We start from the raw sequence: 22,468 nt of genomic DNA, 5'->3' as shown, positions 1-22,468 counted from the left end.
GATTTGTGCAGCAGATATTAGAGGGAGAGGAGGTTCTCCATGGACGCACGCCTCGACCATCTCGTCTGCTGGGTTGCCGACCAACTGGCCTCGCTGCGTTTCTATGAGCAGGTGGTCGGGCTGCCCGGGGTGCGGGCCGACGAGTTTCGCGAGGGGAAGGCGGCGTTCCCGAGCGTGCGGGTCTCGCCCGGGACCATTCTCGATCTGATGGCGTACGAAAGCGCCAACGGCGTGGACGAGGGCACCGGCGTGACCGGCAGCGCCGGGCACCCGATCAATCATTTCTGCCTGGCCGTGAGCAGGGAGGATTTCGACGCGCTCAAGGTCCGGCTCAAACAGCACGATGTGGAGATCAGGGGCTCCGGGACCAACTCCTTCGGCGCCCAGGGCATCGCCCCTGAGACCATCTATTTCCCGGATCCGGACGGCAACGTGCTGGAAGTCCGCTATTACGAGTGACGGCGATCGCTCACCGCTTCGGAAACGTCGGCCGACTCTGGTAGACAGGGCGGCATGGGTGTGAGCATCGATGAGTTCCTGGAGATGCTGGACGAGTTGCCCGAGGTCAAGATGAGCCACGGCGGCGAGTGGATCGGCCTCAAGGTGCGGGACAAGGGGTTCGGCTACTTGTGGGAGGCGACCGAGACCGTCGGGCTCAAGGCCACGATCGAGGAGCAGATCGCGCTCGTGGCCGAGCGGCCCGAGGTGTTCGAGGTGCAGTTCACGGCCGGGCGGTTCGGGTGGGTGGTGGTCCATCTCGACAAGATCGACGCCGATGAGCTGTTCGAGCTCGTGGCGGAGGCATGGTGCCTGACCGCGCCCAAGCAGATGGTGGCCGACTTCGAGGCCGCCCACGAGATCGGGCAGCAGGTGCATCCGGGGTAATCTCGGGCAGCGTGATCCCTATGGACATTCGGCTGCGGGAATGGCGCGACAGCGACGCGACCGCGGTCCTCCAGGCGTTCCAGGCCGTCGATCTGCGCAGGCAAACCGCCTTTCCGATCGTTACGCTCAAGGACGCCCAGGGGTGGATCGCCTCGTGGGAGGGGGTCGGGCACGCCTTCGCCGTGACCGTCGGCGAGCGGGTGGTCGGCAATGTGGCGGTGGCCGGGATCGACGCGCACGACAACGGATGGGTGTCCTACTGGGTCGTGCCGGAGGCCAGGGGGCGGGGGATCGCGGCGGCGGCCACAGAAAAGCTGGCCAGGTGGGCGTTCGACGAGCTCGGGCTCTACCGGCTCGAGTTGGGGCATCGGACGAACAATCAGGCCTCGTGCCGGGTCGCCACCAAGGCCGGATTCCGGCCTGAGGGCATCGAACGGGGCAAACTCTCGTATGACGGCGTACGTTATGACGTCGAACGGCACGCGCGCCTGGCCACCGACTGACCGCTGATCTACCCTTTCATGGGTGGACAGCGAGAGTCTGGCCGCAGCCAGGCTGCTGGCGGCCCTGAGCCGGGCGTCGGAGAGTCTCGCGGAGTTGAGTCATCCGTTCGTCAGAAGCGAGCGGTTCTCCTATTTCCTCCCTGACGCCGGCGCCCGCGTCGGCACCACGTTCACGCTGCCCGACGGCCGCGAAGTACGTTTCGAGGTCTCCATCACCGTCTCCTCCGCCGCCTTCCAGGTCGAGGGGTCGATCACCGCGGAGAACGACCCGCTGCTCGAACTCCCGCGCAAGAGCCTGCCGAGCATCCGCGACGGCCTGGCTGCGTTCGACGACTACGTGGGGGAGGTGGCGGCCCCGGCGGCGCGCTTGATCGACCAGCTACTAGACGAAATTGTCTAATTGTCAGACAATGACTCCGTGAGGAATGGATCATCGGCTGTCGTCGGCGCGTCCGTGCTCTGGGGCACGGCCGGCACGGCGGGACTGCTCGTCTCCGCCGACTCCGTGGCGCTGGCCGCCGCTCGGCTGGTCATCGGGGGCACGGCGCTCGCATTGCTCGCGGGGGTGGGCATCAGGCAAGCGGTCAGGCCCGGCCTGTTGCTCGCCGCCGTGGCGGTGGCCGCCTACCAACTGTGTTTCTTCGCCGCCGTCGGTCGCACCGGCGTCGCGATCGGAACCGTGGTGGCGATCGGTAGCGGGCCCGTTTTCACCGGGATGTTGTCGTGGGTCCTGCATGGGCGGCGGCCGAGCGGCCGGTGGACCGTCGCGACCACGGCGGCTGTCTGTGGGTGCGCGGCGCTGATCGTCGGCGGCGGGGCGCAGGCGGGTGGGCGGGTCGTGTCGGGTGTCGCGTTCGCGTTGCTCGGAGGGTTGCTCTACGCCTTCTATGCCGTCATGGCGGCCCGGGCGATCGAGGGCGGGGGACAGTCCAACGCGGTCATGGGGGTGTTGTTCGGCGGGGCAGCTGTGATCATGCTGCCGGTCCTCCTCTTCGGCGGTGTGGGGTGGCTGGTGGAGCCGCGCGGGCTGGTCGCCGTGCTCTACCTAGGGCTGGGGACAACCGCCGTGGCCTATTTCCTGTACGGGCGCGGCCTGCGGACCACCCCTGTGGCCACGGCCGCCACGCTGGCGCTGGCCGAGCCGGCCGTCGCCGCGCTGCTCGGCCTGGTGGTGCTCGGCGAGCGGCTGGCCCCGATCTCGGTCGCCGGCCTTGTGCTGCTCGCGCTCAGCCTGGTCGCCGTGGCCGTACCGGAAAGGGAAAGAGCGTTAGAGTCGCAGGCGTGACGTTGCCCCTCAGACCCGTCTCCACCGTTGGGGCGCTGGCCGACGCCCTGCGCAGCAGGGTGCTGTCCGGCGAGATCGAGCCCGGCACCCCGCTGCCCGAGCAGGAGATCGCCGCGTCGTACCGGGTGGCCAGGCCGACCGTGCGCGAGGCGCTGGCGATCCTGGTCCACGAGGGACTGCTCAAGCGCGAGCGCAATCGCAGCGCGTATGTCCCCGAGGTGACGATCTCGGACCTCAACGATCTCATGTACGTGCGCCGGCCCCTCGAGGACCTCATGGCGCTGGCGATAGCTGGGCAGCGGGCCCCACAGGCGGAGGCCGCGCTGCACCGGATGGCCGCCCTGCCCGCCGACGCGCCATGGTCGGAGACCGTGGCCGAGCACATGGCGCTGCACGAGGCTTTGATCGAGGCGGTCGGCAGCCCGCGGCTCGAACGGCTCTATGGCGTGCTCGCGGCCGAGACCCGGCTGGGCCTGGTCCGGCTGCGCGAGGTCTACCAGGACAGGGACGTGCTGGTGCGCGAGCATCGCGAACTGCTCGACGCGATCGCGGACGGACCGCAGGACGCGGCCAGGGCGGCGGTGGCGGCGCATCTGGAGCACTCGTGGGGCGCCGAGGACCCCGCCCACGCGCACCATTGAGCGCGAACCCTTGCGGGACGGGCCCTGAACTCGCAAGAATCGCGGCCATGCACGGCAATCCGATGCCGGACTCCTACGTATATGTCACGGAAGAAGGCGTCACCCGTCACTACGCGGACGGGAGCGTCGAGGCCCTTGCGTGGGAGGACGTGGTGGAGGTCCGTGTCGTCACCGCATCCGGGGAAGACGTCCTGTTCATCCTGCTCGACCGTGACGGCGAGGGCTGTGTGGTGCCGCGCTCGGCCACGGACGCCACCTTTCTCGCCCGCCTGCGCTACCTGCCGGACTTCGATCTCGACCGGCTGGCCCTTGCCGCCGACTCCGCGCACGACGGAGTGGTGGTGGTCTGGCGTAGCCCGGATCCGCCGTCTGCGCTGCCGGACCTGGAGTACGACTAAACGGTTCACTGAGCGGCAATCTGCTGAAATGTCGCCGTAAATGTCACATTTCCCCTTCGGGACGCTGCATCAGATGGAGCGTTCCGTCAAGCCCTGGGCCTGCCCATCCCGCGTCCGATTGTGGACATTTGACGTTATTCCCCATGCTGGAATCGATCTTTACTCTTTAGTGGGGGCCGCCGCCCTTTAAGTGCGTGGGACTTGTCAACCCATGTGGTTCTAGGAACGTCAAGTTATCGCGGTGCACAGAGTTTCGGGGTGGTCCAAAGGGTGGAGGCTATGAGGGTGGGGACTGGGGAGTCCGCTGTTGTGCTCCTCGGGGCCGTGCCACGCCGCGCGTCCAGCATCTGGACGCGCGCGTACCTACGGCTCCTGTTATTCGGGGACACGGTATGTGCTCTGCTGGCATGCGTGTGCGTGCTCAGCATCCGGCTGATGGCCGGTGCGTTCATTCCATTGGTCGAGTTCGCGCTCGGATTCGGCCTGGTCGTCGCCTGGCCCGTCGCGCTCATGATGGGCGGCGCGTACCGCCAGCGCGCCAACGGCGAGGGGCCGGAGGAGTTCAAGGCCGTCTTCAACGGCGGCGTCGGCCTGATGGCCACGGTCGCCATCATGGCGTATGCCACGCAGACCGTCATCGCGCGCAGCTTCGTGATGGCGATGTTGCCGCTGGCGCTGCTTACCACGCTCTACTTCCGCTACCGCATGCGTAAACGTCTCCACCGAAGGAGAGCGGTGGGCGACTACATGCGCCAGGTGATCGCGGTGGGGCATCGGGAGTCGATTCTCAACCTGGTGATGCAGTTCAGGCGCCAGCCGCATCACGGAATGCAGGTGGTGGGAGCCTGCCTTCCTGAGCACGCGATGAACGTCGACCTGGACGGCATTCCCGTGCTCGGCTCCTTCGGCGACGTGGCCGCGGTGGTCGCGCGCGAGCAGGCCGACGCCGTGGCCGTGCTGGCCTGTCCGGAGCTGGACGGGGCCGCGCTGCGCCGGCTGGCCTGGAGCCTGGAGACCGCGCGTACCGATCTCTTCGTGGCTCCCGCGCTCATGGACGTGGCCGGGCCGCGCATCAGCATCAAGCCCGTCGCCGGGATGCCGCTCCTGCACGTGGAGCATCCTGACCTCGACGGCACCCGGCAGGTCGTGAAGACGGTGTTCGACCGGCTGGTCGCCGTGGCCGCACTGCTGCTTCTGGCGCTGCCGCTGCTGGCCATCGCACTGGTGATCCGCCTCACGAGCCATGGGCCCGCGCTCTTCTATCAGATCCGGGTCGGCAAAGGCGGCAAAGAGTTCCGTGTCGTGAAGTTCCGTACGATGGTGGCTGACGCCGAGCAGCTCAAGGACGCACTTCTGGATGCGAACGAATTCGACGGGGTGCTCTTCAAGATTAGGAACGATCCAAGAATTACGAAGGTAGGCGCTTTCCTGCGGAAATACTCGCTGGACGAGCTGCCCCAGCTGCTCAATGTGCTCCGTGGCGAGATGTCCCTGGTCGGGCCGCGCCCGCCGCTGCCGGAGGAGGCGGGCAGGTACGCCGCCGACGTCCGCCGCCGCCTGGTGGTCAAGCCGGGGATGACGGGGCTCTGGCAGGTCAGCGGCCGCTCCGACCTGACCTGGGAGGAGTCAGTACGCCTCGACCTGCGGTACGTGGAGAACTGGTCGCTCATCCTCGACCTGCAGATCCTCTGGAAGACCTGGTCCGTCGTCACCCGTGGAGAAGGGGCTTACTAGCGGTGAAAGCACTCGTGCTCGCCGGGGGATCGGGCACACGACTCCGACCCATCACGCACACTTCGGCCAAGCAGCTGGTCCCGGTCGCGAACAAGCCGGTCCTGTTCTACGGCCTGGAGTCCATCGCGGCGGCGGGGATCAAGGAGCTCGGCCTGGTGGTCGGCGACACGCAGCCGGAGATCGAGGCGGCCGTGGGAGACGGCTCGGCGTTCGGACTGCAGGTCACCTACCTGCGGCAGGAGGCGCCGCTCGGGCTGGCGCACGGCGTGCTGATCGCCCGCGAGTTCCTCGGTGACGAGGACTTCGTCATGTACCTGGGCGACAACTTCATCGTGGGCGGGATCAACGGCCTGGTGGACAGGTTCGCCCGCGAGCGGCCCGCGGCCCAGATCATGCTCACCAGGGTCGGCGACCCGCGCCAGTTCGGGGTGGCCGAGCTCGACGCCAAGGGACGGGTGGTCGGCCTGGAGGAGAAGCCCGCGCAGCCCAAGAGCGATCTGGCGCTGGTCGGCGTCTACCTGTTCAGCTCCGCCATCCACGCCGCGGTGGCGGAGCTCAAGCCGTCGTCGCGGGGCGAGCTGGAGATCACCGACGCGATCCAGTGGCTGATCGAGGCGGGGTTGCACGTCGAGTCATCGGTGATCTCCGGCTACTGGAAGGACACCGGCAACGTCACCGACATGCTGGAGGTCAACCGCCTGGTCCTGGAGTCGGTCGAGCCCAGGGTACGGGGACGCGTGGACGAGGTCAGCGAGCTGGTGGGCCGGGTGGTCGTCGAGAAGGGGGCCGTGGTCGAGCGGTCCAGGATCGTCGGCCCGGTGATCATCGGCAAGGGCGCGCGGATCCGGGACAGCTACGTCGGCCCTTTCACCTCCATCGGTGCCGACTGCGCCGTCACCAGCAGCGAGATCGAGTACTCGATCGTGTTGCCCAGGGCTTCCATCGCCGGGGTCGGTCGCATCGAGTCGTCGCTGATCGGCCACGACGTCGAGGTCACCCCGGCGCCCAACACGCCCAAAGCCCATCGTCTCGTCTTGGGCGATCACAGCAAGGTACAGATCAGTTCATGACACGCGTTCTTGTAACGGGCGGTGCGGGCTTCATCGGCTCCCACTTCGTCCACAATCTGCACGGTTCTCTTGCGTCCGAGTCCGGCGTGACCGTCACAGTGCTGGACAAGCTCACCTATGCCGGCAACCGGGCCAACCTCGAAGGAGTGCCGCACCAGTTCGTCCATGGGGACATCTGCGACGCCGAGCTGCTCGGCCGGGTCGTGCCCGGCCACGACCTGGTGGTGAACTTCGCGGCCGAGTCGCACGTCGACCGGTCGATCGAGGGCGCCGCCGAGTTCATGCGCACGAACGTGCTCGGCACCCAGACGTTGCTGCAGGCGTGCCTGGAGGCGGAGGTCCCGAAGGTAGTCCAGGTGTCGACCGACGAGGTGTACGGCTCGATCGACGTCGGCTCCTGGGACGAGGCCGCGCCGCTGCGGCCGCGCTCGCCGTACGCGGCGTCGAAGGCCGGTGGCGATCTGATCGCCCGCGCCTATGCGATCACCCATGGCCTGAACGTCTCGATCACCAGATGCGGCAACAACTACGGTCCGAGACAGTACCCGGAGAAGGTCATCCCGCTGTTCGTCACGAACCTGCTGCGCGGCCGGAAGGTCCCCCTGTACGGCGACGGTGGCAACATCCGCGACTGGATCCACGTCGAGGACCACTGCGCCGGCATCTGGCTGGTCGCCGAGAAGGGCGAGCCAGGCGAGGTCTACAACATCGCGGGCACGGCCGAGCTGAGCAACAAGGAGCTGACCGGCCTGCTGCTCGAAGCCTGCGGCAGGGACTGGGACGCGGTCGAGTACGTCGAGGACCGCAAGGGCCACGACCGGAGGTACTCGCTGGACGATTCCAAGCTCCGGGCGCTCGGCTACCGTCCCGAGATCTCGTTCGAGAAGGGGCTGAAGGACACGGTCCGCTGGTATGCCGAGCACTGTGACTGGTGGGCCGCATGACGGGCCGGTCGCGCCGGGAGGCGTTATGAGATGGCTCATCACGGGCGGCGGCGGCATGCTGGCCGCCGACGTCCTCGACCGGGCGGCGCTGACCGGGGAGCCGGTGCTCGCGCTTGGCCGGTCGGAGCTCGACCTGACCGACAAGCGCGCGGTACGCGACTTCGTGTCCGCCTACCGGCCCAGAGTGGTGATCAACTGTGCCGGCTGGACGGCGGTCGACGACGCGGAGACGCACGAGGACGAGGCGCTGGCGATCAACGGGCACGCGGTGGGCTGGCTGGCCGAGACCTGCTCGCGGACCGGGGCGCGGCTCCTGCATGTGTCAACCGACTACGTCTTCGACGGGGCCGCCCGCCTGCCGTACCGGGAGGATGCGCCGACCGCGCCGGTGAACGCGTACGGCAGGACCAAGCTCGCCGGGGAGCAGGCGGCGCTGGAGCACGGCCATTACGTGGTGCGCACCGCCTGGTTGTACGGTTCCGTGGGACGGAACTTCGTGACGACCATGATCAGGCTGGCGGCCGAGCGCGAGACCGTCGAGGTGGTCGACGACCAGCGTGGCCAGCCGACCTGGACGGTCGACCTGGCCGACTACCTGGTGCGGCTGGCGCAGTCCGATCTGCCGCCGGACGTTTATCACGGCACGAGCGCCGGCGAGACGACGTGGTGTGGGCTGGCCAGGGAGATCTTCACCCTCCTGGGCCTCGGTCCCGAGCGGGTGCGCCCCGTGACCTCCGCGTCCTTTCCGCGGCCGGCCAGGCGCCCGGCCAACAGTGTGCTCGCGCACACCCGGGGGGAGCCGATCCGGCACTGGAACCAGGCGCTGCACGCGGCCTGGCCGGTGCTGATGCGTGGGCGCCAGTGCAGCGTCGTTTAGGAGACTCGGTGCTGTGGCTCCTGGTGACAGGCCTGGCCGGGTGGGTGAGCCTGCGCCTGTGCGGGTGGGAGCCGAAGTTCTTCTGGTCTCAGCTGGTGTCGTTCACTCCTTACGCGGCTGCCCTCTCGCTGGTGCCGTTGGCTTTCGCGGTCGTCCTGCGTGCCGGGCCGCTGTTGGTGGCCGCGCTCGTCGTGACCGGCGCCTTCGCGGTGACCGTCCTGCCGCGCGTGGTGCCGGAGAGCAACCCGCCCGCCGGGGGTCCGGTGCTGCGGGTGATGGCCGTCAACCTGCTGCACTCCTCCGTGCTGCCGCCCGTACTGGTCGACGCCGTCGAGCGCGATCGGCCGGACGTGCTGCACCTGCTGGAGTTCACCAACCTGATGAGGGAACGGGTGGACGGGCTCGGGCTGGGAAGGCTGCTGCCGTACAAGATCGTCCTGCCGGGAACGAATTCCGAGGGCGCGGCGATCTACTCGCGCTACCCGCTGCGGCCGGCGGACACGCCGATCGAGGCCCCCGCCTTCAAGGACAGTCCGCGCCACCTCCCCGCCGTTGTCACCCTGCCGGGCGGGCAGGAGGTGGAGCTCGTCGCGGTCCACGCGTGCGCGCCCTCCGAGGGCTGGCGTACGGCGTGCTGGGCGCCGAGCATCCGGGCACTGCCACCCGCTGGAGGGCGCCTGCGGGTGCTGGCCGGAGACTTCAACTCCACCCTCGACCATGTGGTGCTGCGTGACCTGATCGCCACCGGCTACCGGGACGCCGCCGACGTCACCGGAAAGGGGCTGTCCATGACCTGGCCCTATTACGAGCAGCCGCGGCTGTTCCCGAAGGTGGCGATCGACCATGTGCTGGCCGATCGCCGGATCGCGATCCGGAGCTTCAAGACCCTGCGGCTGCCCCGGACGGACCACCGGGCGACGCTCACCGAGCTGGTTCTCCCGTGATGTCACATTTCCGGAGCTAAGACCGATATGTCATGGACGCCCAGGGGGATGGATGACGAGGTTACCGGAGCAGGCCTCCAGGAAAACGGTATTAGGGACGGTGCTGGACGCCCTCACCATGAGCCAGGTGATCTCGCACTGCGTGGCGGCGATTTCGGAGCAGAGGCGGCTCACCATCGGCGTGGTGAACGCCGCCAAGGTCGTCAACATGCGCACGGACGCTGCGTTGCGGCAGTCGGTCGTTGACAGCGATCTCGTGCTGGCCGACGGGCAGGCGGTGGTCTGGGCCGCGCGGATGCTCGGCCATCGGCTTCCTGAGCGGGTGGCGGGCATCGACCTGTTCACCGAGCTGATGGCCGAGGGAGACCGGCGCGGCTACCGCGCCTATTTCCTCGGCGCGACCGATGAGGTGCTGGCCGGAGTGCTGGCAGAGGTACGGCTGCGCTATCCCGGATTGGCCATCGCCGGCTCGCGTGACGGCTATTTCCCGGTGGAGGACTCGGCCGTCGTCGCCGCCGAGATCGCCGAATCCCAGGCCGACCTGTTGTTCCTGGGCATCACCTCGCCGAAGAAGGAGATCTTCATCCGGGAGTGGGGCGAGGCCACTCAGGCACGGATCATCCACGGCGTGGGCGGCTCGTTCGACGTGCTCGCCGGGCGCACCCGCAGGGCGCCGCTGCGCTGGCAGCGCCTGGGCCTGGAATGGCTCTACCGCATGCTGCAGGAGCCGCTGCGGCTCGGGCCGCGCTACGTGCAGACCAACGGCAGATTCCTGCTCCTGGTGCTCAGGGAGCGGGCCGGTGTCAAACGCAGGATCGAGGAGACGACGTGACGGATCACCGGATCGCTCTGCTGAGCTCCGGACATCAGGACTTCGTGGTGGGCATGGTGGACCTGGCGGTGCGCGGGCTGCCGCCGGGGTACGTCGACGGCGAGTTCGTGTTCACCCGCCGCGGCCGCCAGGACGTCGACGGGACCTGGACGGCGGTGCCGGAAGGGCGCAGCATCCGTTACGCGGCGATCGTCGCGCTCGGCGTGGCGACCCTGGAGGAGCAGCGGCAGCGGGCGGCACTGGCCGGTGACAGTCTCCTCGACCTGGTGGGCAACCTGGTCAAACGGCTACCTGAGGTGACGGGGCCCGGCGATGCCGCGCTGATCTGCTGGGCGGCGGCGGAGGCCGGGCACGCCGATCTCGATCTGGCGTTGAGCCGCCTCGCGGAGCTGGACGCGGGTCCCCAGATCTACACCGTCGAGGCGGCGTGGGTGCTGGCCGCTCTGGTCGCGGCCGGCGTGGCCGGCGACCGGGTCGAGCGCGCCCGCGAGCGGTTGCTCGGCGGGCTGGCGGGCAACCGGCTCTACCCGCACGCGCTCGGGACGGGGCCGCTGGTCCCCCGGTATCGCGCCCACGTGGGCTGCTTCGCCGATCAGGTCTACCCGCTGCAGGCGCTGGCCAGGCTGCACGCCGCCACCGGCGACGCCGAAGCGTTGCGCGCGGCCGAGCAGGTGGCGCAGGGGATCTGCCAGGCACAGGGCCCGCAGGGGGAGTGGTGGTGGCACTACGACGCCCGCACCGGGTCGGTGGTCGAGGGGTATCCGGTCTACAGCGTTCATCAGCTGGCGATGGGGCCGATGGCGCTGCTCGATCTGGCCGACGCGGGAGGCACCGCCTACGTGGCGGAAATCACCAAGGGACTCGACTGGATGATCGAGCGGCCGGCCTTCGTGCTCGATGAGCTCGCTCTGACGTGGCGCAAGGAAGCGCGGGCGGATCCGCGCAAACTGGTGCGCGGCCTGCGGGCGGTGGCGACCGGAGTGCGTCCGGGGCTACGCCTCGGCGTACTGGATCGGGTTTATCCGCCGGTTGCCGTCGACCGGGAGTGCCGGCCGTACGAGTTGGGCTGGTTGTTGTACGCGTGGCTGGCCACATGTGGACAGACCTCGTGACTTCCGGCTGATTCAGTGCGATAGATCGAATTCAGGGCTCGGGGGAGTATCGGTTCTAGGGGGTTCTCGTGTTGCGGCGGCTTTGCCATGCGCTTTTATCCGTCCTGCTGCTCACCACCGGCCTGGCGCTTGTCGCGCCATCCGCCGCGCAGGCGCTGCCGGGCAGTTTCCAGAAACAGGTCGTCTTCAGCGGGCTGACCAACCCGGCCAACATCGAGTTCGCCTCGGACGGCCGGGTGTTCGTCGCCGAGAAGAGCGGCCTGATCAAGGTCTTCGACTCCATCACCGACACCACGGCGACGATCTACGCCGACCTGCGCACGCAGGTGCACAACTTCTGGGACCGCGGGCTCCTCGGCATGGCCCTGCACCCCGACTTCCCGGCCGACCCGCGCATCTATGTCCTGTACGCCTACGACGCGGTGCCCGGTGGCACCGCGCCACGCTGGGGTACGGCAGGCGTGAGCGGTGACCCCTGCCCGACTCCGCCCGGCGCCACCGGCGACGGCTGCCTCATCACCGGGCGCTTGTCCTCACTGGCGCCCTCGGGCAGCTCCGTCGTCGAGACCCCACTGATCACCGACTGGTGCCAGCAGCACCCCAGCCACTCCGTCGGCGACCTCAAGTTCGGCTCCGACGGCATGCTCTACGCCAGCGGCGGCGACGGCGCCAGCTTCAACTTCGCCGACTACGGCCAGGACAACCTGACCAGCTCGGACATCACCCCGGACAACCCCTGCGGCGACCCGCCGTCGCCGGTCGGCACGGCGCTCACCCCACCGGCCGCCGAAGGCGGCGCGCTGCGCTCACAGGACCCGCGCACCAGCGGTGACCCGGCGAGCCTCAACGGCACCACCATCAGGATCGACCCGGACACCGGCGCGGCCGCCCCCGGCAACCCGAACGCCGGCAGCAGCGACCCCAACCTGGCCAGGATCATCGCCTACGGCCAGCGCAACCCGTTCCGCATCACCATCCGGCCGGGCACCAGCGAAGTCTGGGCCGGTGAAGTCGGCTGGAACACCTGGGAAGAGATCAACCGGATCGCCGACCCCACGGGCCCGGTGAACAACTTCGGCTGGCCCTGCTACGAGGGCTCAGGCAGGCAGGGAGGATACGACAATCTCAACCTGACCCTCTGCGAGAACCTGTACGCGGCGGGGGCGGCGGCTCACGCGCAGCCGTACTTCGCCTGGAACCACGGTTCCAGGCCCGCGCCGAACGACCCGTGCCCGTCCGGGGGCTCCTCTTCCAGCGGCGTGGCCTTCTACAACGGCGGCTCCTACCCCGACGCCTACGACGGCGCGATGTTCTTCTCCGACTACAGCCGATCGTGCGTCTGGGTCATGACCAAGGGCGCCAACGGCCTGCCCGACCCGGCGACCATCGCCACCTTCGACTCGGGAATCCCCGCGGTGGAGGTGCAGACCGGCCCAGGCGGAGACCTCTTCGCGGTCGACTACGCCAACGGGCAGATCATCCGCTACATCTACAACAACACCCCGCCGAGCGCCGTCATCGGCGCGAGCGCCACGTCGGGCAACGCGCCGCTCGCGGTGAACTTCACCTCCGCCGGCTCCGCGGACGCCGACGGCGACCCGCTCACCCTCCGGTGGGACCTGGACGGCGACGGCGAGTTCGACGACTCCACCTCGGCCACCCCGTCCTTCACCTACACCCAGCCGGGCTCCTATGTGGTGAAGCTGCGAGCCGACGACGGGCGTGGCGGCCAGGGCGACGCCACCGTCACGATCAACGTGAGCAACTCGCCGCCGACCGCGGCCATCGGCTCCCCGTCGTTCTCCCTCACCTGGGCGGTCGGAGACACGATCTCGTTCTCCGGCACCGGCACGGACGTCCAGGACGGCACGATCCCAGGGTCGCGGATGTCGTGGAAACTGATCATGCATCACTGCCCCAGCACCTGCCACGAGCACGAGATCACCACGTTCACCGGCACGAGCGGCTCCTTCGCCCCTCCGGACCACGAATATCCCGCTCACCTGGAGCTCAGGCTGACCGTGACGGACGCGCACGGCCTGACCGACACCAAGAGCGTGACACTCCAGCCGAAGACGGTGAACCTGACCTTCCAGACCACCCCCGCCGGGCTGCAGCTCGGCTTCAACAGCGAGCAGACCATCGCCCCCTTCACCCGGACGGTGATCGTGGGCTCGCACAACTCGATCTCCGCGCCCTCGCCGCAGAGTGCCGACGGCTTCAGCCACACGCTCGTCTCCTGGTCCGACGGCGGCGCGACCACCCACAACATCACCGCGCCCGCCACCGCGACGACGTATACGGCGACTTACCAGCAGTCACAGACACCGGACGGGCTGGTGGCCGCCTACGCGATGGACGAGGGCGGCGGCACGTCCGTCGTCGACGCCTCGGGCAAGGGCAACAACGGCACGGCCGCGAACACCACGTGGTCCGTCACCGGCAAGTACGGTCAGGCGCTGTCGTTCAACGGCACGTCCAGTTGGGTCACGGCGGCCGATTCCAGCACGTTGCGGTTGACCAACGGGATGACGCTGGAGGCGTGGGTCCGGCCTGCCAGCGTCACGGGGTGGCGGACGGTGTTGATGAAGGAGTTCGGCACCGATCTGGCCTACGCCATCATGGGCAGCGGTGGCAGCGGTCCTGGGGCGTTCATCTTCACCTCGTCGGGGGCGAACGCGCCGGCGCCGAGCAACCTGCCGTTGAACACATGGAGTCATGTGGCGGCCACGTACGACGGGTCCACGTTGCGGATGTTCGTCAACGGCACGCAGATGGCAACCAACCCCACGACCGGCAACCTCCGTACCGGGACGAGCCCGCTACGGATCGGTGGCAACAGCGGTTCCGGTGAGTACTTCAGCGGCCTGATCGACGAGGTCCGCATCTACAACAAGGCGCTCACCGCAGCACAGATCACCACCGACATGAACACGCCCGTCGGTCAGCAGGGACCGCCCGACACCCAGGCGCCCACCGCACCGGGCTCGCTGGCGGCGACCGGCGGATCGGGCAGCGCCCAGCTGACCTGGACGGCCTCGACCGACAACGTGGGCGTGACCGGGTATACCGTCCACCGGTCCGCCACCGCCGGGTTCACCCCGTCCGGCGCCAACCAGGTGGGCTCGACCGCGAGCACGTCGTTCACCGACTCGGGTGTCGAGGCGGGCACGTACTACTACCGCGTCGTGGCCTTCGACGGATCCAGCAACACCAGTCCGTCGTCCAACGAGGCGTCGGCGGTCGTGACCCAGCCGCCCACGGTCACCGGCCTGGTGGCCGCCTACGGAATGAACGCGGGCACCGGCACCGCCGTCGCCGACGCCTCCGGCAACGGCAACAACGGCACGGCCACCTCCGCGACCTGGGCGGCCGGCAAGTACGGTCAGGCGCTGTCGTTCAACGGCACGTCGAGTTGGGTCACGGTGGCCGATTCGAGCACGTTGCGGTTGACCAACGGGATGACCTTGGAGGCGTGGGTCCGGCCTGCCAGCGTCACGGGGTGGCGGACGGTGTTGATGAAGGAGTTCGGCACCGATCTGGCCTACGCCATCATGGGCAGCGGTGGCAGCGGTCCTGGGGCGTTCATCTTCACCTCGTCGGGGGCGAACGCGCCGGCGCCGAGCAACCTGCCGTTGAACACGTGGAGTCATGTGGCGGCCACGTACGACGGGTCCACGTTGCGGATGTTCGTCAACGGCACGCAGGTGGCAACCAACCTCACGGGCGGCAACCTGCGTACCGGGACGAGCCCGTTGCGCATCGGTGGCAACAGCGGTTCGGGTGAGTACTTCAGCGGCCTGATCGACGAGGTCCGCATCTACAACAAGGCGCTCACCGCAGCAGAGATCACCACTGATATGAACACGCCGGTCGGTTAGCTCCGGCTGCTCTCGTCACGCAACCAGGTGGTGTAGTCGCCCGCGCGGATCGCGCGGGCGGCTCTCCGCCTGGCCAGCACGGCCACCACGGCGAAGACGACCGCCGCGCCCACCAGGTGCGGCTCTCCGGCCACGATGGCCATCAGGTCGCGCATCCCCGTGCGCTCTCCGGCCGTGGCCGAGGTCTGCTCCAGCTCGTTCACGCTGGTCATGGCACGCACCCGGCGGCGCAGCAGGTCGGCGACCGTACGTGGAGGCTGGATCACCGCGCGGGCGCCGGTCACGATCACGCGCTCGTCAGGTGCGAACGCGTTCGAGGCGGCCAGGTCGTCGGCCATCGCCGGGGGCAGGGCGCGGATGCGGGCATTGCCCGCGTCGTTCACCGCGATGACGCCCCGGCCGAACAGCCCGGCGCGCACGTGCGGCAGCCGCGTCCAGATCGCGTAATAGGCGCGGACCGGCCACGGGCGATCGGCCAGCGCCAGCTCCCGCTCGGGCGCGGCGGCGAGCGGCCCGTCCGGCGCGGCCAGCACGGCCGCGAGCGCGCGAGCGGAGGCGGTGCTCAGCTCGATGTCGGCGTCCACGTACAGCCGGGGATATCCACGCGCAGCCTCATCGCCCATCCGCAGCGCCTCGCGCTTGGAGGGGACCGGCGTCGTCAGAACGCGGACATCGTACGGCTGCGCCACGGCGACCGTGCCGTCGGTGCAGCCGTTGGCCACGACGACGACGTCGAACTCGCCCGGCGCGGCGTCACGGAGCAGGCCGTCCAGCAGACGGCCGATCACCTTGGCCTCGTTGTGGGCCGGAATCACGACGCTCACCACGATGGCAGTATCCCTGCCTCACGAGCCTGCGCGAGCGTGGGCGCCGCGGCGTCCTTGGCCGAGAGGATCGGCTCACCGTCGAGCGGCCATTCGATGCCGAGCTCCGGATCCAGCGGGTGGATGCCGTGCTCGCGTGCCGGCTCGTACGCGGTGGAGCAGAGGTAGATGACCGTGGCCGATTCGCTGAGCGCCAGGAAGCCATGACCTAAGCCTTCGCCAAGGTAGATCCCACAGCGCGACACGTCGTCCAGCCGCACCGCCTCCCACTGGCCGAAGGTGGGCGAGCCCACGCGTACGTCGACGACGACGTCCAGCACCTCGCCCGCGACGCACGTGACGTATTTGGCCTGGCCCGGCGGGACGTCGGCGAAGTGGATGCCGCGCAGCACGCCGCGGCTGGAGACCGAGCAGTTCACCTGGGCGAGCTCGATCGAGTGCCCCAGCGCCTCCCGCAGGTCGGTCGCGCGGAAGGCTTCCAGGAAATCGCCACGTGGATCGCTGTGGATGCGGGGCGTGTAGAGCAATGCTCCATCGATACTCAGGCGTTTCATGAGGACACTTGTAACACTCTTTGGCGCTCACCCGAAGTACGGCTGTGGGTGGTCAAAGGGGGAAATTTTGGCTTTTTCGGGTGGGGCCCATTGTTGAGGAAATCGTGCCGGCTGTGTGGCTCGGCGGACCTGGTCGGCGTGGTGGATCTCGGGGCGACACCGCCCTGTGAGCTCTTCCTCACCGAGGAACAGCTCGACGAGCCCGAGCTCACCTATCCGCTTCACCTGCGGGTCTGCACCAGCTGCTGGCTGGCTCAGATCCCGCCGCTGATCACGCCGGAAGAGACATTTACCGAATACGCCTACTTCGCGTCCTATTCCGCCTCCTGGGTGGAGCATGCGCGGCGGTTCATCGACGCGGCTGTGGAACGTTTGAAGCCGGCGTTCGTGGTGGAGGCGGCCAGCAACGACGGCTACCTGTTGCAGCATGTGGTCGAGCGGGGCGTCAGGTGCCTGGGCATCGAACCGTCGGCCAACGTGGGGCAGGCGGCCAAGGACAAGGGCGTGCCGACGCTCACCGCGTTCCTGACGCCGGAGACGGGGGCCGCGGTGCGGGCCGAGCACGGTCCCGCAGACCTGGTCGTGGCCAACAACGTCTACGCGCACATCCCCGACGTGATCGGCTTCACCGAGGGGCTGCGCGCCCTGGTGGCCGACGACGGCTGGGTGTCGATCGAGGTCCAGCACCTGCTGACGCTCATGGAGCTGAACCAGTACGACACGATCTATCACGAGCACTTCCAGTACTACACGGTCGCCTCCGCACAGCGGGCGCTGGCCAGTGGCGGGCTGACGCTGGTGGACGTCGAGCTGCTGCCCACCCATGGCGGGTCCATCCGGCTGTGGGCGCGGCCGTCGGGGAGCCCGTCCGATCGGGTGCTCGACGTGCTGGCGCGGGAGAAGGCCGCCGGACTTCACGAACTGTCCGGCTACACCGGCTTCGCCGACCGGGTCGCACGCGTCCGCCGTGACCTGCTGCGCTTCCTCATCACTGCCGCCGAAGAAGGCAAGACGGTCGTCGGCTACGGCGCGCCCGGGAAGGGCAACACGCTGCTCAACCACTGTGGCATCCGCCAGGACCTGCTGGCCTACACGGTGGACCGCAACCCGTACAAGCACGGCAGGTTCACTCCGGGCACCAGGATCCCCATCGCTCCGCCGGAGCGCATCGCCCAAGATCGTCCGGACTATGTGCTGGTCCTGCCGTGGAACCTGCGCGAAGAGCTCACCGCTCAGCTCTCCTATGTGCACGAATGGGGAGGCCGTCTGGTCTTCCCGATCCCACACCTGGAGGTCGTGTGAAGGTCGTCCTGTTCTGCGGAGGCTTTGGTACGCGCATGCGCACCGGTGTCCCGGGCGAGGTGCCCAAGCCGATGGCGCTCGTCGGCCCGCGACCGCTGCTCTGGCACGTCATGCGCTACTACGCGCACTTCGGGCACAAGGAGTTCATCCTGTGCCTGGGCTACGGCGCCCACCACATCAAGGACTTCTTCCTCGGTTACCAGGAGGCCACGTCCAACGATTTCGTGTTACGCGGCGGCAAGGTCGAGCTGCTGTCGAGCGACATCTCCGACTGGTCGATCTCCTTCGTGCAGACCGGGCCCAACTCCCCGATCGGCGAACGGTTGCGCCGTGTCCGTCCCTATCTGGGCGGCGACGAGATGTTCCTCGCGAACTACGCGGACGTGCTCACCGACGCACCGCTGCCCGCCATCATCGACCGCTTCGTCGAATCGGGCGCGGCCGCCTCGATGATGGTCGTGCCGCCGTCCCAGACCTTCCACTGCGTGGACGTGGGCGAGAACGGCCTGGTCGGGGGGATCTCGCCGGTCAGCGAAATGCCGGTGTGGGTCAACGGTGGCTACTTCGTGCTGACCCAGGAGGTCTTCCAGCACATCCCGGAGAATGGGGACCTGGTCGCCGACGGCTGCGTGGAACTGGCCAAGCGCGGACGTCTGCTGGCCTACCCGCACCGCGGCTACTGGCGGCCGACCGACACCGTGAACCAGCGGATGGAACTGGACGAGGCCTACTCCCGCGGCGAGCGGCCTTGGGCCCTGTGGGAACGGTCCCAATGATCGGCCTGCGCGCGGGAGGGCTCACCGGCATCGTGGCGCTCGCCGCGCACTGTGACGACCTGGCGATCGGGGCGGGCGGCAGCCTGCTGACGATCTGCGCCGCCCGCCCCGGCATCCGCGTGGACGCGCTGGTGCTGTCCGGCGGCGGGAGTGAGCGCGAGTACGAGGAGCGCGCGGCGCTGGCGGACTTCTGCCCGGGCGCGGATCTCCGGGTCACCGTGCTGAAGCTGCCCGACGGCTACCTGCCGGCCAGGTGGGAGGAGGCCAAGACCGCGGTGGAGGAGCTCCGCGCCCGCACCGAACCCGGCCTGATCTTCGCGCCCTGGCGGGGCGACGCCCACCAGGACCACCGGGGACTGGCCAAGCTCGTGCCCACGGCCTTCCGCGACCACCTGACGCTCGGCTACGAGATCGTCAAATGGGACGGCGACCTCGCCGCGCCCGCCGTGTACCAGCCGCTCTCAACGGAGGTGGCGGAGCTGAAGGTGGATCTGCTCCAGCGCCACTACGCCTCCCAGCGGCACCGGCCCTGGTACGACCGCGAGGCGTTCCTGGGCCTGGCCCGCATCCGCGGCATCGAGTGCCACACCCGCTATGCCGAGGCCTTTCACGTTTCCAAGCTGACCGTCGATCTGGAGAACTGATGCGGGTACTTCTCACCGGCCACCAGGGCTACCTGGGCAGCGTGATGGCCCCCATGCTGAGTGAGGCCGGGCATCAGGTGACCGGCCTGGACTCCGGCCTGTTCGCCGACTGCCTGCTCGGCCCCGCTCCCGAGACGATCGAGGCGCACGCCGTGGACCTGCGTGACGTGGGTCCGGAACACGTGGCCGGATTCGACGCGGTGATCCACTTGGCCGCGCTGTCCAACGACCCGCTCGGCGCGCTCGCGCCCGACCTGACCTACGACATCAACCACCACGCCTCCGTCCGGCTGGCCAGGCTGGCCAAGGAGGCGGGCGTACGCCGCTTCCTGTACGCCTCCACCTGTTCGGTCTACGGCGCGTCCGGTGGCGAGGACCTGCTGGACGAGGAGGCGCCGCTGCGCCCGGTGACGCCGTACGCCGAATCCAAGGTGCGGGTCGAAGACGACCTGGTCGACCTGGCCGACGACGACTTCACGCCGGTGTTCCTGCGCAACGCCACAGCCTTCGGGTTCTCGCCGCGGCTGCGTGCCGACATCGTCCTGAACAACCTGGTGGGCCACGCGTACCTGACCGGCGAGGTCCGGGTGCTGTCCGACGGCACCCCATGGCGCCCGCTGGTGCACGCCAGGGACATCGCCGAGGCCTTCGCGGTCGCTCTCGTCGCCCCTCGCGAAGCCGTGCACGCGACGGCGTTCAACGTGGGCACCGAGGTCAACAACGTGACCGTCGCCGAGATCGCGGCCGAGGTGGTCGCCGCGGTGCCCGGATCGACGCTGATGATCACCGGCGAGACGGGAGCCGATCCGCGCTCCTATCGCGTCGACTTCTCCCGGATCAGGGCCACGCTGGGTTATGAGGCGCGCTGGACGGTCAAGGCGGGGGCGGTGGAGCTGATCGACGCCTACCGCGAACACGGCCTGACCAAGCAGGACTTCGAACGCCGCTTCACCAGGCTGGCCCGGCTCGCCGACCGGCGCGTGGCCGGCATCGTCGACGAAACCCTGCGGCCATGACCGGCGCTGATATGCACGATCTGGTACGGCGGCTCTACCCGCTGTGTCGGAGCATCACCGGCGCCGGACTGCGGCGCACCCTGGAGATCATCGGTGAGTCGATCCCGCTGGAGATCACCGAGGTGCCGACGGGGACCAACGTCCTCGACTGGACGATCCCCAGGGAATGGAACATCCGCGATGCCTACATCAAGGACGCCGCGGGGAACAAGGTGGTCGACTTCCAGGAGTCCAACCTGCACGTCGTCGGGTACAGCGTGCCGGTCGAGGCCACCATGTCCCTGGAGGAGCTGCGCGGGCACCTGCACACCCTGCCCGACCAGCCGGACCTGATCCCGTACCGGACCAGCTACTACGCCGAGACCTGGGGCTTCTGCCTGAGCCAGAACACCCTGGACGGGCTGGCGGACGGGCCGTACGAGGTCAAGATCGACGCCACGCTCGCCGACGGACACCTGACCTACGGTGAGCACGTGATCCGCGGCAGGAGCTCCGAGGAAGTGCTGATCTCCTGCCACATCTGCCATCCCTCGCTGGCCAACGACAACCTGGCCGGGGTGGCGGTGGCCGTCGCGCTGGCGCAGCGCCTGTCCGATCCCTGGTACACCTATCGGTTCATCTTCGCGCCCGGCACCATCGGCGCGATCACCTGGCTCGCGCTCAACCGGGAGAACACCGACCGGATCAGGCACGGCGTGACCCTGGCCTGCGCGGGAGACAGCGGCGCGATCACCTACAAGCGCAGCAGGCGTGGCGACGCCGAGATCGACCAGGTCTTCGCGCACGTGCTGAAGGACAGGCCGCACACCATCCTGGACTTCTCTCCCTACGGCTACGACGAGCGGCAGTATTGCTCGCCGGGCTTCAACCTCGCCGTCGGCTCGTTGACCAGGACGCCCTACGGAAGCTACCCGGAGTATCACACCTCCGCTGACAACCCCGGCTTCGTGCGTCCTGAGGCGATGGAGGACACCCTGGAGACGCTGTGGGCGGCCGTGCGGGTCCTGGAGGGCAACCGCCGCTACCAGAACCTCAGCCCGTACGGCGAGCCCCAGCTGGGAACCCGAGGCCTGTACGGGTCACTTGGCGGACGCAGTGACACGAAGCAGGCCCAGATGGCGATGTTGTGGGTGTTGAACCTTTCCGACGGGCTGAACAGCCTCCTGGACATCGCGGAACGGTCGAACCTGCCGTTCCAGGCATTGGCGGACGCGGCACACTCCCTGCAAAGCGCGGGCCTGGTGAAGGAGTGGATGGGTTGAGTCAGGCGCTGAAAGTCGGCGACGTGGTGGAGGTCCTCAACGCTGAGGAGATCCTGGCCACTCTCGATGAGAAGGGGGAGCTGGACAGCCTCCCCTTCATGCCGGAGATGCTGCGGTTCTGCGGGCAGCGGCTCACCGTGCAGAAGGTGGCCAACAAGCTCTGCGACACGATGACCAGGACCGGAATGCGGCGGATGGACGACGCCGTCCATCTGACGGCCGCCCGCTGCGACGGTTCGGCCCACGGCGGCTGCCAGACCGCGTGCCTGCTCTACTGGAAGACCGCCTGGCTCAAGCGGGTGGACGGGCCGCCCACCTCGGAGCCGGTCGTCCGCCTCGAGCGGCCGCTGCTGCCGCTCCTGGAGGTCAACACCCACAGGGAGCCGGCGCCGGAGGGCGAGGAACGTTTCCGCTGCCAGGCGACAGAGCTGCTGCGCGCGGCCCCGGAACCACTCCCGTTTCGGGACATGAGGCAGTACGTCGCAGATATCCAGGTGGGGAACGCCGGGGTCGGTTCGACCCTCCGCACGCTCCTTTTCGGGCTGTTCAACCGCTACCAGAGACTCTCCAGGAAGTTCCCGAGGTGGTTGCGTATCAAGGGTGGGCTGGCGTGGGGCTTCGTGCAGCCGGGCCCGCACACCGGCCCCACGCCGACGGGCACGACCGACCTCCAGCCGGGTGAGCTGGTCCGGATCAAGTCCAGGGAAGAGATCGTCGCCACGCTGAGCACCAAGGGGTTCAACCGCGGTCTGGGCTTCGAGGAGGACATGGCGCGTTCGTGCGGGCGCGTCGCCCGCGTGAGCGCCCGCGTCGAGCGCTGCATCGACGAGAAGAGCGGCAAGATGCTGGAGATGAAGAACCCCTGCATCGCGCTCGAAGGGATCGTCTGCGACGGCGTCTACAAATCCAACTGCCCCCGCGCGTTCGTCCCGTTCTGGCGGGAGATCTGGCTGGAGCGGATCAACGAGCCGAGCTAGGAAGGCG

23 protein-coding genes are annotated in these 22,468 nt (G+C 68.6%); 21 read left to right on the top strand and 2 right to left on the bottom strand.

What is annotated here, in order from left to right; all coding sequences use genetic code 11:
- Positions 1–39 precede the first annotated feature (39 nt).
- From ACTWPT_RS45845 to ACTWPT_RS45775, 15 genes are all read left to right on the top strand, one after another.
- Positions 40–459, top strand: a complete 420-nt coding sequence (locus tag ACTWPT_RS45845; RefSeq protein WP_443183838.1) for a VOC family protein — start codon at positions 40–42, stop codon at positions 457–459.
- A gap of 54 nt (positions 460–513) precedes the next feature.
- Positions 514–885, top strand: coding sequence for an MmcQ/YjbR family DNA-binding protein (locus ACTWPT_RS45840; protein WP_443183837.1), 372 nt, complete (start codon positions 514–516; stop codon positions 883–885).
- Between the two features lie 20 nt (positions 886–905).
- Entirely contained in the window at positions 906–1,388 is a 483-nt protein-coding gene (locus tag ACTWPT_RS45835) for a GNAT family N-acetyltransferase (RefSeq protein WP_443183836.1), read from the top strand.
- A gap of 22 nt (positions 1,389–1,410) precedes the next feature.
- Entirely contained in the window at positions 1,411–1,788 is a 378-nt protein-coding gene (locus ACTWPT_RS45830; RefSeq protein ID WP_443183835.1) for a hypothetical protein, read from the top strand.
- 18 nt (positions 1,789–1,806) lie between these two features.
- A complete protein-coding gene (locus ACTWPT_RS45825; RefSeq protein WP_443183834.1) occupies positions 1,807–2,673 on the top strand; it encodes a DMT family transporter in 867 nt (288 codons plus the stop codon).
- A complete protein-coding gene (locus ACTWPT_RS45820; RefSeq protein ID WP_443183833.1) occupies positions 2,670–3,314 on the top strand; it encodes a GntR family transcriptional regulator in 645 nt (214 codons plus the stop codon). Before ACTWPT_RS45825 ends, ACTWPT_RS45820 begins: the two co-directional genes overlap by 4 nt.
- Before the next feature lie 47 nt (positions 3,315–3,361).
- Entirely contained in the window at positions 3,362–3,712 is a 351-nt protein-coding gene (locus ACTWPT_RS45815; RefSeq protein WP_138672784.1) for a hypothetical protein, read from the top strand.
- A 279-nt stretch (positions 3,713–3,991) separates the two neighbouring features.
- Positions 3,992–5,446 (top strand): sugar transferase, encoded by a 1,455-nt coding sequence (locus ACTWPT_RS45810; RefSeq protein ID WP_443183832.1) that lies wholly within the window; start codon positions 3,992–3,994, stop codon positions 5,444–5,446.
- A gap of 2 nt (positions 5,447–5,448) precedes the next feature.
- The gene (locus ACTWPT_RS45805) at positions 5,449–6,516 is read left to right on the top strand and encodes a glucose-1-phosphate thymidylyltransferase (protein WP_443183831.1); all 1,068 of its coding nucleotides are present in this window, start codon (positions 5,449–5,451) and stop codon (positions 6,514–6,516) included.
- On the top strand, positions 6,513–7,460 hold the full coding sequence (gene rfbB / locus ACTWPT_RS45800) for a dTDP-glucose 4,6-dehydratase (RefSeq protein WP_443183830.1): 948 nt from the start codon (positions 6,513–6,515) through the stop codon (positions 7,458–7,460). Before ACTWPT_RS45805 ends, rfbB begins: the two co-directional genes overlap by 4 nt.
- Positions 7,461–7,485: 25 nt before the next feature.
- Positions 7,486–8,337, top strand: a complete 852-nt coding sequence (gene rfbD / locus ACTWPT_RS45795; RefSeq protein ID WP_443183829.1) for a dTDP-4-dehydrorhamnose reductase — start codon at positions 7,486–7,488, stop codon at positions 8,335–8,337.
- 8 nt (positions 8,338–8,345) lie between these two features.
- Entirely contained in the window at positions 8,346–9,281 is a 936-nt protein-coding gene (locus ACTWPT_RS45790) for an endonuclease/exonuclease/phosphatase family protein (protein WP_443183828.1), read from the top strand.
- 52 nt (positions 9,282–9,333) lie between these two features.
- Positions 9,334–10,113 carry a WecB/TagA/CpsF family glycosyltransferase gene (locus tag ACTWPT_RS45785; RefSeq protein ID WP_443183827.1) on the top strand — a complete coding sequence of 260 codons (780 nt, stop codon included), beginning with the start codon at positions 9,334–9,336 and terminating at the stop codon, positions 10,111–10,113.
- On the top strand, positions 10,110–11,225 hold the full coding sequence (locus ACTWPT_RS45780; protein WP_443183826.1) for a hypothetical protein: 1,116 nt from the start codon (positions 10,110–10,112) through the stop codon (positions 11,223–11,225). The genes ACTWPT_RS45785 and ACTWPT_RS45780 overlap by 4 nt, the downstream gene beginning before the upstream one ends.
- Positions 11,226–11,293: 68 nt before the next feature.
- Positions 11,294–15,106 (top strand): LamG-like jellyroll fold domain-containing protein, encoded by a 3,813-nt coding sequence (locus ACTWPT_RS45775; RefSeq protein WP_443183825.1) that lies wholly within the window; start codon positions 11,294–11,296, stop codon positions 15,104–15,106.
- On the opposite strand, the gene ACTWPT_RS45770 is transcribed toward ACTWPT_RS45775, so the two are convergent.
- On the bottom strand, positions 15,103–15,933 hold the full coding sequence (locus tag ACTWPT_RS45770) for a glycosyltransferase (RefSeq protein WP_443183824.1): 831 nt from the start codon (positions 15,931–15,933) through the stop codon (positions 15,103–15,105). The two genes, ACTWPT_RS45775 and ACTWPT_RS45770, sit on opposite strands and share 4 nt — an antisense overlap.
- Positions 15,927–16,484 carry a dTDP-4-dehydrorhamnose 3,5-epimerase gene (gene rfbC, locus ACTWPT_RS45765; protein WP_443183823.1) on the bottom strand — a complete coding sequence of 186 codons (558 nt, stop codon included), beginning with the start codon at positions 16,482–16,484 and terminating at the stop codon, positions 15,927–15,929. Before rfbC ends, ACTWPT_RS45770 begins: the two co-directional genes overlap by 7 nt.
- 93 nt (positions 16,485–16,577) lie before the next feature.
- On the opposite strand from rfbC, the gene ACTWPT_RS45760 reads away from it, so the two are divergent.
- The 6 genes from ACTWPT_RS45760 to ACTWPT_RS45735 are packed head-to-tail and all read left to right on the top strand — an operon-like array spanning position 16,578 to position 22,461.
- Positions 16,578–17,786: a class I SAM-dependent methyltransferase gene (locus ACTWPT_RS45760; RefSeq protein ID WP_443183822.1), complete on the top strand. Its 1,209-nt coding sequence runs from the start codon at positions 16,578–16,580 to the stop codon at positions 17,784–17,786.
- 35 nt (positions 17,787–17,821) lie between these two features.
- Entirely contained in the window at positions 17,822–18,562 is a 741-nt protein-coding gene (locus ACTWPT_RS45755; RefSeq protein WP_443183821.1) for a glucose-1-phosphate cytidylyltransferase, read from the top strand.
- Positions 18,559–19,206 (top strand): PIG-L deacetylase family protein, encoded by a 648-nt coding sequence (locus ACTWPT_RS45750; protein ID WP_443183820.1) that lies wholly within the window; start codon positions 18,559–18,561, stop codon positions 19,204–19,206. The genes ACTWPT_RS45755 and ACTWPT_RS45750 overlap by 4 nt, the downstream gene beginning before the upstream one ends.
- The gene (locus ACTWPT_RS45745; protein ID WP_443183819.1) at positions 19,206–20,222 is read left to right on the top strand and encodes an NAD-dependent epimerase/dehydratase family protein; all 1,017 of its coding nucleotides are present in this window, start codon (positions 19,206–19,208) and stop codon (positions 20,220–20,222) included. The genes ACTWPT_RS45750 and ACTWPT_RS45745 overlap by 1 nt, the downstream gene beginning before the upstream one ends.
- Positions 20,219–21,484, top strand: coding sequence for a DUF4910 domain-containing protein (locus ACTWPT_RS45740; protein WP_443183818.1), 1,266 nt, complete (start codon positions 20,219–20,221; stop codon positions 21,482–21,484). Before ACTWPT_RS45745 ends, ACTWPT_RS45740 begins: the two co-directional genes overlap by 4 nt.
- Positions 21,481–22,461: a hypothetical protein gene (locus ACTWPT_RS45735; protein WP_443183817.1), complete on the top strand. Its 981-nt coding sequence runs from the start codon at positions 21,481–21,483 to the stop codon at positions 22,459–22,461. The genes ACTWPT_RS45740 and ACTWPT_RS45735 overlap by 4 nt, the downstream gene beginning before the upstream one ends.
- Positions 22,462–22,468: the final 7 nt, after the last annotated feature.

It is taken from the genome of Nonomuraea sp. 3N208, assembly GCF_052245935.1.
Classification (GTDB): domain Bacteria; phylum Actinomycetota; class Actinomycetes; order Streptosporangiales; family Streptosporangiaceae; genus Nonomuraea.
Note: the sequence above shows the minus strand (reverse complement) of the source record. Positions and strands in the feature narration are given on the sequence as shown.

Excerpts from the sequence above, each read along its gene's own strand:
- ACTWPT_RS45845 (WP_443183838.1), top strand. The coding sequence starts at position 40 with ATGGACGCACGCCTCGACCATCTCGTCTGCTGGGTTGCCGACCAACTG.
- ACTWPT_RS45840 (WP_443183837.1), top strand. The coding sequence starts at position 514 with ATGGGTGTGAGCATCGATGAGTTCCTGGAGATGCTGGACGAGTTGCCC.
- ACTWPT_RS45835 (WP_443183836.1), top strand. The coding sequence starts at position 906 with ATGGACATTCGGCTGCGGGAATGGCGCGACAGCGACGCGACCGCGGTC.
- ACTWPT_RS45815 (WP_138672784.1), top strand. The coding sequence starts at position 3,362 with ATGCACGGCAATCCGATGCCGGACTCCTACGTATATGTCACGGAAGAA.
- ACTWPT_RS45810 (WP_443183832.1), top strand. The coding sequence starts at position 3,992 with ATGAGGGTGGGGACTGGGGAGTCCGCTGTTGTGCTCCTCGGGGCCGTG.
- rfbB (WP_443183830.1), top strand. The coding sequence starts at position 6,513 with ATGACACGCGTTCTTGTAACGGGCGGTGCGGGCTTCATCGGCTCCCAC.
- rfbD (WP_443183829.1), top strand. The coding sequence starts at position 7,486 with ATGAGATGGCTCATCACGGGCGGCGGCGGCATGCTGGCCGCCGACGTC.
- ACTWPT_RS45785 (WP_443183827.1), top strand. The coding sequence starts at position 9,334 with ATGACGAGGTTACCGGAGCAGGCCTCCAGGAAAACGGTATTAGGGACG.
- rfbC (WP_443183823.1), bottom strand. The coding sequence starts at position 16,484 with ATGAAACGCCTGAGTATCGATGGAGCATTGCTCTACACGCCCCGCATC.
- ACTWPT_RS45755 (WP_443183821.1), top strand. The coding sequence starts at position 17,822 with ATGCGCACCGGTGTCCCGGGCGAGGTGCCCAAGCCGATGGCGCTCGTC.
- ACTWPT_RS45750 (WP_443183820.1), top strand. The coding sequence starts at position 18,559 with ATGATCGGCCTGCGCGCGGGAGGGCTCACCGGCATCGTGGCGCTCGCC.
- ACTWPT_RS45745 (WP_443183819.1), top strand. The coding sequence starts at position 19,206 with ATGCGGGTACTTCTCACCGGCCACCAGGGCTACCTGGGCAGCGTGATG.
- ACTWPT_RS45740 (WP_443183818.1), top strand. The coding sequence starts at position 20,219 with ATGACCGGCGCTGATATGCACGATCTGGTACGGCGGCTCTACCCGCTG.